Below are 13780 nucleotides of genomic sequence, written 5' to 3' on the forward strand. Positions count from 1 at the left end.
AGGTTAGTTTATTTTTTCGATTTCCTGATTTACAAACTCTTCAATTTTCTCAGCATTTTCAGAAGTAAGCGGGATTACCCTGCCAAATAGCTGTGCCATATAGATCCAGTCATCAGATTTTCCTTTCTTGAACCGAACACAACGATCTTTTTTAGCAAAATCGTTATAAAGCGATTTATTCGGCATCCGGTCTGTTTTTAAGTCTTTTATTTTCTGAAGACGAAAATTTTCTTCATAAACCAATCTATCTCGGACGTGGTACTTCAGATAGAGTGTACCATCTTCAGATGTAAACGAGATTACCACTTTTCCGTCCTTTACCTTAAACAGGCTTAGAACCATAAGCGCAAAGAATGAGAATGAGATAAGGCGCAAATAGCCCCCGAGCAAAACTTCGTCAACCATCAGGTAATAGGTGAATAATATGAGTGCAGCGATTCCACTCACTGTAGCAATCGTTGGCCAAAAACGAGAATACTTCTCTTCTATTTTCAAAGTCTGACTCATGATAAAACTCTTTTTTGGATGATTTCACCGTCTGCTGTGTAATAGCATTTAAACAGATTTACGGTTAAACAGGAGTGAATAGGGAGGATACTAATACAGTTGTCTTCATCTACAAGATCCGGATCAAATCCAGTTAGAGTACCGTGTTCCTGAGACAGGCCTGAAAGCCTTACTCCATCAGAAGGGACTATATCTTTTCCATCCATTTTAAATGCCTGCCCGTAGTTTTTAGAACCATTTTGCTCTATATAATCTTTTGAAAAGTGAACGGCTCCGCCGTGTACGATTGCTTTATCATTGCTGATTTTCTGGCTGAGCGGAACTTTAACAAAAACTGCAACATCATTAGGACTACAACTTCCTATCTGGACCTGCATCCAATCATAGAAAACCAGATTGCCCGGTGTGATTTCATCAATGCCGTCAAAATCCTCTAAAACAGATGCGGAAGGGGTGTCACCCAATGAGGTCTTTGCGTACGGATAGAGCCTTTTTAATTCTCTCAATGCAGATAGTGAATTATTTACCTTTTCCTTTATTTCTGATTTTCCATGAGCTTTGTAGGTTCCACCATCATGGATATAAAAACCGTGGAATTCAGAGTACTTACCGTTTTTAATGGTTTTGATCAGATTTTCAATCTTTTCTTTTTCATTAATCGATATGCCGCTTCTACCATACCCGGCATCAATTTCGATGTAAACCTTAAACGTTTTGCTCAGTTCACTGTTTAATAATGAAACATCATCTTCCCGGTTCAGGAATAGCCGAAGTTTTGCTTTTTCCTGCAGATCTTTCAATCCATCAATCATACCTCCATAAAATGGAAAAGCGATGGTTATATCATCCCAATCATCCTGAACAAAATATTTAGCCATTTCTACTGAAGAAACTGTAATTCCGGTTACTCCAAAATCACGAAACCAGCGCCCGATTTCTATCGATTGATGTGTTTTAAAATGTGGACGGAATTTTAGACCGTGTTTTTCAGCTTTTGAGACTATTCGTTTAATATTATTCTTGCAACGGGTTTTATCTATATAAAGAAAAGGAGAGTGCACCATCTTTGTTTATTAGTACCGATTATTTATTAAGTATGAAATATTGAACTCATTTGTATGAGCTAACAATCTTTGAAATGAATTCAATCTAAAGGTCATTAACTAAAATTTAGAATGAATTACACGCTAAAAGGTCTTATTATTGAACCATCAAAAAAAGGAAAAACTTGCAAAAAAAGAATACGAAACCTGTCATTGGCAGATTAGAGAAAATAGACTTTCCTGAATTCTCTATCTCAAATTTAGATGCAAAAATTGATACCGGTGCTTACACGTCAAGTTTACACTGCCATCATATAGAGCCGATAAAATCTAACGGTGAACATTGGGTTCAATTCATTTTGCTGGATCCCAATCATCCGGAGTACGAGGAAAATCCATTTTCGTGTCCTGTTCATAAAATCCGGAAAGTTAAAAGCTCAAACGGACAAATACAGGAACGGTTCACCATAAAAAGAAAAGTCAGGTTTTTTGGAAAACTTCGAACAATAGAGCTTACACTAACCAACAGATCAGAAATGAAGTTTCCGGTTTTAATTGGACGTAAATTTCTGACAGATAGGTTCTTAGTAGATGTATCAAAAAAATATTTAACCCATCAAGACATATCATAATCCATGACGCAACAATCATACAGAATTGCAATACTTTCCAGAAACCGATCACTTTACTCCACTAAAAGATTAATTGAGACGATAGAAAATAAAGGCCATGAAGCTATAGTTTTGGACCATTTGAAGTGTGATATAGTGATAGAACAGGACAGACCGTCTATCTACTATCAAGGAGAACGCTTAAAAAATATAGATGCTGTTATTCCTCGAATTGGTGCTTCCGTAACTTTTTACGGAGCTGCAGTAGTGCGCCAATTTGAAATGATGAACATACCGACAGCCGTTGAATCTCAAGCACTGGTTCGCTCACGTGACAAACTCAGAAGTCTTCAAATAATGGCAAGGTCTAATGTGGGAATGCCTAAAACAGTATTCACAAACTACAGTAAAGAGGTTAAGAAAATTATTGATAGTGTTGGCGGTGCACCATTAATTGTAAAACTTCTTGAAGGTACACAGGGGTATGGTGTTGTATTAGCACCGACCAAAAAAGCTGCTGAATCCATTATCGATGCGTTTCACAGCATGAAAGCCAGGGTAATTGTCCAGGAATTTATTGAAGAAGCTAAAGGTGCAGATATCCGTGCATTTATAATCAATAATAAGGTAGTTGGCGCCATGAAGCGGCAAGGCAAAGAGGGTGAATTCAGATCAAATTTACATCAGGGCGGTACAGGAAAATTGATTAAGCTTTCTAAAGAAGAACGAAAGGTTGCTTTAACAGCAGCAAAAGCTATGGGATTATCCGTGGCAGGCGTTGATATGCTGCAATCAGAACGAGGTCCTCTCGTGCTTGAGGTAAACTCTTCACCCGGTCTTGAAGGAATAGAGAAAACGACAAATAAGGATGTGGCTTCTGAACTGATCAATTATGTAGTGGACCTCATTGAGAGTTCAAAACTCAAGAAGAATAAGAAGTTCAAGTCCAATGCCTGATTTCATAGAAATTAATGGGGAAAAAGTTGCAAGGGGAGAGGACAAACTGATAAACCTCTCTATTGCAAGACTGCCCACTTATACCAGTATTGATCTGCCGGTTCGTGTAATAAGGGGTGAAAAACCGGGCCCGGTGCTCTTAATTTCGGGCGGACTGCATGGAGACGAAATCAACGGGATTGAGATTGTAAGGCGAATGCTGGTTAAGAATATTCTCAGACCAGAAAGCGGATCAGTAATCGCCATTCCATTGATGAACGTCTACGGATTCATACAGAATGTACGCGGTGTTCCGGATGGCAAAGATATCAACCGCAGTTTTCCGGGGTCTAAAAGCGGATCATTGGCCAATCTGGTTGCATATAACATCATGAATGAAATAATACCAAAGATAGATTACGGTATCGATTTTCATACAGGTGGTGCAAGCAGATCCAATTTTCCACAAATTCGATGTACGTTTGATGTACCTGAAAATATTGAACTTGCTAAAGTTTTTTCACCGCCCGTAATTTTGCACTCTAAACTGATTGAAAAATCATTCAGAAAAGCGGCCTATAAAAAAGGGAAACAAATTCTCGTGTTTGAAACGGGCGAATCTTTGCGGATAGACAATATGGGTATTGAGGAGGCCATTAAAGGCACGCAGCGGTTAATGAAACATTTGGGTATGATTAAAAATGCACCGGAACCTCAGAAAACTGAAATATTTGAGAAGTCAAGCTGGGTAAGGGCTAAAATAGCCGGCTTATTTCATCCAAAAGTTATTTTAGGGGATAACATACATAAAAGACAGTTACTGGGACGAATCACAGATCCCTATGGGAATGAAACAGTTAAAGTAGTCAGTAACTATAACGGTAAAGTGATAGGATTAAACTATAATCCTGTTGTTCACAAAGGAGATGCAATCTTACATATAGCAAACAGAGCTTAATCATGAAGTCAGATTTATTATTTTACGTAGTATCAGCAAGGAAATGGTCCGATTTAACAAGAGGCGGACTATTTAAGCCGGAAGAACTTATAGAGAGCAATAAAATTACCCTTATAACGGCAGAAAAAGTAAACGGCTACTTGAATAGTAAGTATCAGGGAAGGAAGAATTTATTTTTATTGATCATTGATATTACGAGGATGGAGAAAAGGCCTAAAAAAGAAGATGAAGGTCACTATGTAGTAGAAGATGCTATTCCGGTAGTTGCAATTCTTGATAAAATTCGCTTAGACAGTAATAAAGAGGGGGAATTCGATATTCAAATTGATCAGAACTAAGAAAGGAACTTCATAATCATTAGAGCTTATTCAGCCTTAGAAATAGATTCCTTAAGAATATCTACTGAGATTGGCTTAATGAGGTAATCGACATAGCCATACCTGCTGGCTTTTTCTCTAAATTTATTGTCAGAGTTACCGGTTATGTAAATGACTTTAATATCATTTTCCTTCTTTAGGGTTTCTATAACCTGGATACCATTAATTTCGTCTTTCAGTTGAATATCCATCAGAACCAGATCAGGAGAGGCGTCCCTTATTTTTTTGATCGCTTCAGAACCTTCAACTGCAGTACCGCTAATGATATGACCCAAACGATCTAACATTTTTTTAAGCATTAGCTGTAAGACACGATCGTCCTCGACAATAAAGATTTTCATAACGTGCTGTAGGTGAAATAGGATATTTTTATTGTGAATAAGTTAAGAAAATAAACAGGATCAATATAATGATATATAATAATTCGTATAATATATATTATGTAAAGCTAAGATATTTTATTAATATGCACTCAATAATCATTTAACAATATCACTCCCCTCGTTTGCTCTGACTTATATGCTATTTGGTTTCAGCAACTTCATCAGATTTAGATAAGACTTTTTGAATAGCTCTAAAGTCCGGCAGATTGCTCGCATCTTCCAAAACTTCAGCATATTCTACTTTTAGATTTTCATCAATCACAAATGCAGCTCTCTTTGGAACGCCTTTCAAACCGTAAAAGTCATCATATATAATATCAAACTGCTCGGAGACCTCTCTATTGAAATCACTCAATAGCGTAAAGTTCAGATTGTTTGCTTTTTTAAACTCTTTGAGTACAAAGAAACTGTCCACACTTATACCGACAACATTTGCCTTTAGCGAGTTATAGAGCTTCATATTATCCCTGGTCACACACAACTCTTCAGTACATGTACTGGAAAAAGCCAGAGGAAAAAATAATAGCACTGCTTTACCATTTTTTGTTAGATCTCTCAGACTCTCTTGTTCCCCATTTGTGTTTTGGAGTGAAAAGTTCTGTACTATGTCCCCTTTAGAAATGGCCATATCTTTTAATACTCGAGTTTGAATTATAAAATTTAGTTAGCGAAAAGCTTAGCAAACCTACACCTATGGCGGCTAATGTTTGCCATAACCAAAACCCTATATAATTCAGTTCCTCTATCCAAAAAAGTATTCCGGACGCAGTTAACAAAGTTACTGCCAATGATGTGAGAAGTAAGTTTCGTTTTTCTTCAAAATGACTCATTAAAAGAAATACCATAGAAAGGACAGCCGCTATTTGAATTAATTGAAGAACCAACTCAATTATGGACTCATTACCTGAAATCAATGGGTACAAAATTGGGATTAAGATGGGAAAAAACGTGATTATATAAGGATATCGGGCAAATTCAGGCTTCAATTTTCTATTTGTTATCAGCAGAATGATCAATACTATAGAGAAAATTGAAAGTGAAAGAACTTCCGACACCAACCATGAATTACTGTAGTCTAAAAATTTATTAACCTGGTAAAAGATAATCGAGATTAATGCGAAAAGGCTGATGTATTTAACATCCTGATGTTTGCTCTCCAGGGCAATAAAAATATATGTAGCGCCAAGAGCGGATATTAAAATGATTAGTATTTCACTCCAAATCATTCATATCAGTTATTTTGACGATTTCTAGCTTTTGCGTTGATCTCTTTTTGTGCCATCTTTTCGTTCTGATATATCAGAATCAGATCAGTTATCTCTTTAAGATGTTTTCTCTCTTGCCGGACCATACCTTGCACAAAATCATAAAGTGTGATTATTCGGCCTGATTGATTTTTAACCCCTCTCTCCCAGTCGATTAGAGGTATATTTTTTAGCACATTGAGGAGCGCAGCACGATGCTTCGAAATTTTCCTTAGAGCTTTTTGTATATCTTTTTCACTCTCTTCAATTTCGAAGGTTTCCTTGTACTCTTTAAACTCAGATAGATCAAGAAGGTGGTTCTCTGCAAAGATTTGCTCTATAATGGGTCGATAATAATTTATCTGGGCGTGGTCGATTAACTTTAGAGTGGAATAGATCGACATCCCTTCAGGTGGGTCTTCGGAATGTGGCACTCTGTCTATGACATACTGCAGAGCCTCGGCTTCATCTCCGAGATAACTCACATCATCCATCAACTGTTCGTACTGTTCCTGAGTAACTTCCTGATCAGTCATCATAATAAGCTACCGATCTAAACAGACCAGTGTTTAGATGCTTCCGTAGCATCATTTTTCTTTTGCTGTTCTAGCATATCAACCAGAGAAAGGCCTGTATTCCAATCGGTGTCCCGATCTCTTACAGAGTGAATGTTATTTTCTTCCTGAAAATCCCAGAATTGGCCAAACTGTCTGTTTTTATATTCTCTTAAAAACTCCAGGCGATCAGAAAGGTCTTCTTTTGCTACCAACAGTCTTTCCTTGTCGTAAATCGCATCTTCACGCGACTCAAAAACGATATCGTAGTCTTTACTCATCACAATCGCTTCCTCAGGACAAACTTCTTCGCAATATCCGCAATAGATGCATCGAAGCATATTGATCTCAAAAAAGTTGGGATATCGCTCCTTTGGATCATCAGAATCTTCATTTGCCTGCATACTGATAGCAAGTGGCGGGCAAGCCCGTGCGCAAAGCCCGCAGGCAACACAACGTTCTTTGCCGTTGTCTTCAACCAAAACCGGACGTCCGCGAAAGGATGCAGGCGGATCCCATTTCTCTTCCGGATAATTCATCGTAAATGTGGGTGCAAACATTTGCTTAAAGGAATACTTCATCCCTTTTAAAATTTCAGGAATGTAGAGTTTTTCCAGAAACGACAGTTTACGTTCCCGCTGAAAATCTTCGCTTATTGGGTTCGCAGCCGGTTTATCAAGATTTTTTTGCATTCTGATGCGCGTTTGAAAAGATTTCTGATACTGATTTTGAAATGAAAATAAGCCTTTAAACTATCGGGTTCAAAGATAATTCCATAAATATAAGAGTTATTTTTGACGAAATACCATTGTAATCGGTACTCCTTCAAACCCATACTCTTCACGTAATTTACTCTCAATAAAACGCCGATAATTGGGCGGTAATTCCTGAGGGTTGTTCATAAAAAATTTAAATACGGGCGGATTGCTTTTAACCTGAACCGCATACTGTATTTTAAGTTTTCGTCCGCGCTTCACCGGTAGTGCCCTCTCCTTCAACATATTGCCTATAAAGTCGTTCAGTTCCGGAGTTGATATCTCTTTCCTCCTTTCCTGAATGACTTTTTCAGCCGTAGAGATTACTTTTTCTATTCGCTGGCCGGTAAGAGCGGATATAGAAATGATTGGCACATACTTCAACGTCGGCACTTTGCCGTAGATATATGTGTGAAACTCTTTTAAAAGATTTGTGTTTTTATCCGGTACGGTATCCCATTTATTGAGCGCGATGACAATTCCCTTATTGAAATTTTCAGCCTCTCGCAAAATGCGTTTATCCTGATCATCAAATCCCTGGTTTGCATCGAGCATTAAAATAACTACATCCGCTTCTTTAATTGCCCTGTTCGTTCGAACTGTACTGTAGAATTCAACATTTTCTTTAACTTTTGCTCTTTTTCGAAGCCCGGCAGTATCTACTATAATGTAGTTTTTACCTTGATACTCTAACTGACTGTTGATAGAATCGCGTGTTGTTCCGGGAATATCCGTTACAAGGCACCTGTCACTTTTCAAAAGAGCATTCATCAAACTGCTTTTCCCAACGTTTGGGCGTCCTACAAAAGCTATTTTTGGAAATTTAGGTTCTTCTATCTCAGCTTGTTCAGGCGGTAATTTTTCCACCACTTTATCCAAAAGATCACCGGTACCTGTACCGCTGATTGCTGAAACCGGATAAATTTCATCGAAACCCAGGCTGTAAAATTCAACGGCTTCCATCGTTTTTTGCTCGTTATCCGCTTTGTTGACGACGAGAAATACCGGTTTCTCCTGTTTACGAAGCATATTTGCCACAGATTGGTCAAGTGAACTAATCCCGCTTTCAGTATCCACAACAAACAGAATCACGTCCGATTCGTCCATTGCCATGTGAACCTGTTCTCTGATACCCGCTGTGATGACGTCTTCTTCATTTGGAAGATAACCGCCTGTGTCTACAACAGTAAAGTTTCTGCCATTCCAGTAGCTTTCTCCGTAGTGTCTGTCTCTTGTAACTCCATAGTCATCATGGACAATGGCTTTTCTTCTCCCGATTAATCGGTTAAATAGCGTAGATTTTCCTACATTGGGTCTGCCAACGATTGATACTGTTGGATTCATATTCTTTATTAATTGTTTATTTTAGAAGAGCGAAAGTTAATGATTTTTATTGTAAGCTAATGCTTGAAACTTTATACAACTATTTTGGTTTTGTCGGATCGCTGGGCGTTTCATTCCTGGCTTTTTTATTCTTTGTATTCTGGATGGCCGGTGTAGCCGGAATCTGCTCTTTAGAAAGGCCAAAACACAAACAATTTATATTCTTTTCACTGGCTATATTTGTACCGATATATCCCGTTCTATGGCTTATTGCGGACATGATTAAGCAGAGAAAGCAGTTGAAGAAACTTTAATTTTGTAATTGTCCTCCCTGCCCTTCAATTTGTTTTTGCTGAGGTTCATTATCCTCAACAAGCAACCATGGCTCTATAAGTTCATCTGAAAGATTTTCAATGAAACGTGATGGATTGGAAAAATAGTCGCCATATCGACTTTGAAAAAGTGCCGGATAGGTTATAAAAAGATTTTCCTTAGCGCGCGTTACGGCCACATAAAGAAGCCTTACTTCTTCATCAAGCTGATCCTCGTCATCCAATGCATACCCCGATGGCAGGATTCCATCAAGACATTGAATCAGAAAAACTGTTCGCCACTCCAGTCCCTTTGCTGAATGAATCGTGCTCAAAATCAACGGGCTTTCATCTTTCTGTGCAGTTTCGGTCTCAATTGCTGTAGCTTCAATTGGATCCAGAGCAATCTCCTCGATCATGACTTCCAAAGACCGATACGTTCCTGATATGTCAACAAAGGTTTCCAGATCCTTCATCCGTTTCGGGTGATCGTCAAACCGTTTTTTGCAAAACACCGAATAGTAGTCCACTACGGCCTGAAGTTGTTCCGGTACGGAACCTGAAAGTTGTTTTAATTTTGAAAACAGTTCACCTAAGGCTTTCAGCTGTGTTAAATAACGTTCACTAATGTTTGGAGCATTTTGCGGTCGAAAAGGATCTCCATTTTGATGAGCCCATAAAAATAAATCTTCGGCCGTTTTAGGACCAATACCGTCAATAAGCATTAAGATCCGATTCCAGGAAATTGAATCTTTTGGATTGAGCAAAACCCGCAAATGCGCAAGCACATCCTTTACATGAGCCGCTTCTGTGAACTTTTGTCCGCCGTATTTGATGTAGGGAATATTCTTTTTATTCAGCATTACCTCCAGATCAAATGAATCCCGGCCGTTTCTGAACAGAACCGCTATATCATTGAGTTCTGATCCCTGCTCCCGAAGGTTTAAAATCATCTGTGTTAAAAAACGGCTTTGATCATTCATGTTAGCCGCTTTGACCAAACCCGGCAGATCTCCTTTTTCGTTGTTTGTGTAGAGCTTTTTGTCAAACTTTTCGCGGGCTTCTTCTAACACACGGTTCGCTACATCCAGTATTCGCTGGGTTGAACGATAGTTCTCTTCCAGTTTGATAATCCTGGTGTTTTCAAAAAGATCAGGAAACCGCATCATATTTTTATGATCGGCACCCCGAAATGAATAGATACTCTGTGCATCATCACCAACAGCCATTACATTCTTATGATAGCTGCTGAACAGCTGAGTTAATTCAGCCTGCAGTGCATTGGTGTCCTGATATTCATCCACCATCACATGCCGGTTTTTAGAGGCGATCTGAGTTCTCACCTTCTCATTATTAAGAAGCAGATCCCGGGTTTTAACAAGCAGGTCATCAAAGTCCATGACAAAGTTTATCTCTTTGTAGTCCTGATATTTAGAGTTTAACTCTTCAATTTTTTCTAAGTGTGAAATAAACTGAGGATACTCATCTTCAATCGTTTCTCTAATAGATCGCTGCTTATTAATAGAACTGCTGATTATTGAATAAAGAGTCGATTTTTTCGGGAATCTTTTTCTCTCCTTGGGAATGTCCATCCTGCTTCGGACCAGGTTAATGACATCCATTGCATCGGCCGCATCAATAATCGTAAAATTTTCAGGATACCCTAAGCTTTCGGCATTCTGATGCAAAAGTTTGCTGCAGTAGTGATGAAACGTTCCGCCCTCTACCCTTTGGCACCTCTCATCCAGGATCTGACTGGCACGACGAAGCATTTCATGAGCAGATCTTCTTGTAAATGTTAAGAGAAGTATTTCTGATGGATCCGTTCCGCTTTCAACAAGTCTGGCCACACGGTAAACAAGCGTTCTTGTCTTACCGGTACCTGCTCCGGCTACAAGAAGAACCGGGCCATTATCGTGCATAACGGCATCCAACTGAGCCTTATTTAATAAGTTCTCATACTCAATTGTATAGTCAGCGGGAGATATATCATCTTTGGAGAGGACAAACTTTTTCATGCCTCAAAACTACAAAATGTATTCACATGTAAAAAATATGTTTGCACCCGATGGATCGTATTGGAGTAAATCAGCCTGAAGCTTTAAGAACTCCAGACTGACTAATCTAAGAAGGTTTTACAACAAGATTAATAATCCTGCCCGGCACAAAAATCTCTTTAACGACTGTTTGTCCATCAAGATACTTTTGAACTTTTTCCTGCTGCTTAGCCAGCCCAATTACAAACTCTTTGTCTTTGGCTTTATCGGCGGGCACCTTAATCTGCTCTCTAACTTTACCGTTGATCTGAACCGGATACTCTATCGTATCACTCTTCAGATACTCTTCGTTAAGCTTAGGCCAGTCTTCATAAGCCAGGGTCTCTTGATGTCCCAGTTTACTCCAAAGCTCTTCTGCCACGTGCGGAGCAAATGGAGCTAAAAGCAAGATGTAGTCTTCAGCAATCTCCTTTGGAACAGAATCCCACTGATTGGCTTCATTAACAAAAATCATCAGTGCAGATATAGCCGTATTAAACCGCATGTTTTCAATATCTTCAGTGACTTTCTTTATTGCCTCATGCAGAACTTTAAGCTGATCCCTGTTGGGTTCACCTTCAGTAACATTCAACACTTCTTCCTCACCGTCACCCAAAAAGAGTCTCCAGGAACGATTCAAAAAGCGATTGACACCCTCCACTCCTTTGGTGCTCCACGGTTTAACCTGCTCAAGCGGTCCCATAAACATCTCATAAAGGCGTAGAGAGTCAGCTCCATATTGATCAACCACATCATCGGGATTGATAACATTTCCCCGCGATTTGGACATTTTATGAGCTCTGGCTTCGACAGTAATCTCAGTGCCTTTCATTACAAAACGATCCCCTTTCTTGTCAACATCTTTTTCTGAAAGAGGAACTCTCTGAACATCTTCCAGACCGTCGGCTTCATCAGCAGAGATCATTTTTCCATCTTTTTCAAATGCTGTGTACTCCATTTCGCCAAGAATCATCCCCTGGTGAACCAGCTTTTGAAATGGCTCTTCTGTACTTACCACACCGCAGTCGAACAAAACTTTATGCCAAAAACGTGCATAAAGAAGGTGTAATACGGAGTGTTCCGCTCCGCCGACATAGAGATCAACCGGCATCCAGTATTTCTCTTCGTCTGCTTCCACCGGTCCGCCGTCAAATTCAGGACTGATATATCTAAGGTAGTACCAGCATGAACCCGCCCATTGAGGCATGGTGTTGGTTTCACGAATAGCTTCTTTACCTGTTTCGGGATCGGTAGTCTTTACCCACTCTTCCGCCCTTGCCAGCGGCGGTTCACCTGATTTAGTAGGCTGAAAATCATCAACTTCGGGTAACGTTCACCGGAAGTTCTGATTCAGGAAGCGGTTTGGGTTCTCCGTCCACATGAATAATGGGAAACGGTTCACCCCAGTAGCGCTGACGGGAGAATAACCAGTCGCGAAGTTTGAAGTTCACACTTTTCTTTCCAACTCCATTCTCTTCAAGCCAGTCCGTGATTTTCTCTTTTGCCTCAGCTATGTGAAGGCCATTCAGAAAATCACTGTTGATAGCCGGACCATCTTCCGTGTAAGCTTTTCCATCAAAATCCTCAGGCGGTTGAACGGTGCGAACAATTGGCAGATCAAATTTTTCGGCGAACTCCCAGTCTCTTTCATCCTGTCCCGGTACCGCCATGATTGCACCTGTTCCATAATGTGCCAGTACATAGTCAGCTACCCAAATCGGGATCTCTTTTCCATTCACAGGATTGATGGCGTAGGCTCCGGTAAATACTCCGGTTTTATTCTTCACTTCCTGCCGTTCCAGATCGGACTTATGCCCTGCTTTCTCAACGTATACCTCAACTTCGGGTCGCTGTTCTTTTGTTGTAATCTCTTTTACAAGATGATGCTCAGGCGCAAGCACCATATAAGTTGCCCCAAAAAGTGTATCCGGGCGCGTAGTGAATACTCTCAGCTTATCATCGTAATCCTTAATCTGAAAATCCAGCTCTGCTCCAATGGATTTCCCTATCCAGTTCCGCTGCATCTCTTTGGTTGAATCCGGCCATTCAAGATCATCCAGATCTTTCAACAGCCTCTCTGCATATTCAGTTATTTTTAAAACCCACTGGCGCATCGGTTTTCTAACCACCGGATATCCGCCAACTTCACTCTTGCCGTCAATCACCTCTTCATTCGCAAGAACAGTTCCGAGTTCGGGACACCAGTTAACAGGCACTTCATCTTCGTACGCTAATCCTTTATTGTAGAGCTGCAAAAAGATCCACTGAGTCCATTTGTAGTAATCGGGATCCGTGGTATTAACTTCCCGGTCCCAGTCATAAGAAAAGCCGAGCATTTGAAGCTGCTCTCTGAACCGGTTGATATTCTTCTCGGTCGTATCTCGCGGATGTGTGCCCGTTTTTACAGCATACTGCTCAGCCGGAAGTCCAAAAGCATCCCATCCAATCGGGTGTAACACGTTGAACCCCTTCATCCTTTTGTATCGAGCTAAAATATCTGTAGCCGTGTATCCTTCAGGGTGACCAACATGCAAACCGGACCCGCTTGGATACGGAAACATATCCAGGATATAGTACTTAGGCTTGTCTTGATCTTCGGGTGTTTTAAACGTTTTATTTTCCAGCCAGTATTTTTGCCAGCGGGTCTCAACTTTTGAAGGATCGTACGAACTCATTAATTCTTTATGATTACGTTAATTTGATCAGTGAAATCGATTTATCAGTAGCTAGTAAAGATAAAGA

13 protein-coding genes and 1 pseudogene are annotated in these 13780 nt (G+C 39.8%); 5 read left to right on the forward strand and 9 right to left on the reverse strand.

From position 1 onward, the window contains the following. Positions 1 to 3 precede the first annotated feature (3 nt). Together U5K35_RS13020 and U5K35_RS13025 are read right to left on the reverse strand one after the other, a co-directional pair. Positions 4 to 507 carry a hypothetical protein gene (locus U5K35_RS13020; RefSeq protein ID WP_322571927.1) on the reverse strand — a complete coding sequence of 168 codons (504 nt, stop codon included), beginning with the start codon at positions 505 to 507 and terminating at the stop codon, positions 4 to 6. Then, on the reverse strand, positions 504 to 1571 hold the full coding sequence (locus tag U5K35_RS13025; protein ID WP_322571928.1) for an alanine racemase: 1068 nt from the start codon (positions 1569 to 1571) through the stop codon (positions 504 to 506). The genes U5K35_RS13020 and U5K35_RS13025 overlap by 4 nt, the downstream gene beginning before the upstream one ends. 164 nt (positions 1572 to 1735) lie before the next feature. Between U5K35_RS13025 and U5K35_RS13030 the strand changes: the two genes are divergently transcribed. The 4 genes from U5K35_RS13030 to U5K35_RS13045 are packed head-to-tail and all read left to right on the forward strand — an operon-like array spanning position 1736 to position 4393. Continuing rightward, positions 1736 to 2182 (forward strand): ATP-dependent zinc protease, encoded by a 447-nt coding sequence (locus U5K35_RS13030; RefSeq protein ID WP_322571929.1) that lies wholly within the window; start codon positions 1736 to 1738, stop codon positions 2180 to 2182. A 3-nt stretch (positions 2183 to 2185) separates the two neighbouring features. Further along, entirely contained in the window at positions 2186 to 3118 is a 933-nt protein-coding gene (gene rimK / locus U5K35_RS13035) for a 30S ribosomal protein S6--L-glutamate ligase (RefSeq protein ID WP_322571930.1), read from the forward strand. Then, positions 3111 to 4055, forward strand: a complete 945-nt coding sequence (locus U5K35_RS13040) for a succinylglutamate desuccinylase/aspartoacylase family protein (protein ID WP_322571931.1) — start codon at positions 3111 to 3113, stop codon at positions 4053 to 4055. Before rimK ends, U5K35_RS13040 begins: the two co-directional genes overlap by 8 nt. 2 nt (positions 4056 to 4057) lie before the next feature. After that, the gene (locus U5K35_RS13045) at positions 4058 to 4393 is read left to right on the forward strand and encodes a hypothetical protein (protein WP_322571932.1); all 336 of its coding nucleotides are present in this window, start codon (positions 4058 to 4060) and stop codon (positions 4391 to 4393) included. 26 nt (positions 4394 to 4419) lie between these two features. Here U5K35_RS13045 and U5K35_RS13050 read toward each other — a convergent pair whose 3' ends face one another. The 5 genes from U5K35_RS13050 to der form a co-directional block, all read right to left on the reverse strand. After that, entirely contained in the window at positions 4420 to 4773 is a 354-nt protein-coding gene (locus tag U5K35_RS13050; RefSeq protein ID WP_322571933.1) for a response regulator, read from the reverse strand. A gap of 181 nt (positions 4774 to 4954) precedes the next feature. Beyond that, entirely contained in the window at positions 4955 to 5443 is a 489-nt protein-coding gene (locus U5K35_RS13055; protein ID WP_322571934.1) for a redoxin domain-containing protein, read from the reverse strand. 603 nt (positions 5444 to 6046) lie between these two features. Beyond that, on the reverse strand, positions 6047 to 6598 hold the full coding sequence (locus U5K35_RS13060) for a hypothetical protein (RefSeq protein WP_322571935.1): 552 nt from the start codon (positions 6596 to 6598) through the stop codon (positions 6047 to 6049). A gap of 14 nt (positions 6599 to 6612) precedes the next feature. After that, positions 6613 to 7305 (reverse strand): NADH-quinone oxidoreductase subunit I, encoded by a 693-nt coding sequence (locus U5K35_RS13065; RefSeq protein ID WP_322571936.1) that lies wholly within the window; start codon positions 7303 to 7305, stop codon positions 6613 to 6615. Positions 7306 to 7401: 96 nt separating this feature from the next. Next, positions 7402 to 8712 (reverse strand): ribosome biogenesis GTPase Der, encoded by a 1311-nt coding sequence (gene der, locus U5K35_RS13070; RefSeq protein ID WP_416221642.1) that lies wholly within the window; start codon positions 8710 to 8712, stop codon positions 7402 to 7404. A 59-nt stretch (positions 8713 to 8771) separates the two neighbouring features. On the opposite strand from der, the gene U5K35_RS13075 reads away from it, so the two are divergent. Continuing rightward, complete coding sequence (locus tag U5K35_RS13075) at positions 8772 to 9005, forward strand: hypothetical protein (protein WP_322571937.1); 234 nt, start codon at positions 8772 to 8774, stop codon at positions 9003 to 9005. On the opposite strand, the gene U5K35_RS13080 is transcribed toward U5K35_RS13075, so the two are convergent. Next, positions 9002 to 11020 carry an ATP-dependent helicase gene (locus U5K35_RS13080; protein ID WP_322571938.1) on the reverse strand — a complete coding sequence of 673 codons (2019 nt, stop codon included), beginning with the start codon at positions 11018 to 11020 and terminating at the stop codon, positions 9002 to 9004. The two genes, U5K35_RS13075 and U5K35_RS13080, sit on opposite strands and share 4 nt — an antisense overlap. Positions 11021 to 11126: 106 nt before the next feature. Beyond that, a pseudogene (gene leuS, locus U5K35_RS13085) lies at positions 11127 to 13713 on the reverse strand (leucine--tRNA ligase). Positions 13714 to 13780: the final 67 nt, after the last annotated feature.

This window comes from Rhodohalobacter sp. (assembly GCF_034521535.1).
GTDB lineage: Bacteria > Bacteroidota > Rhodothermia > Balneolales > Balneolaceae > Rhodohalobacter.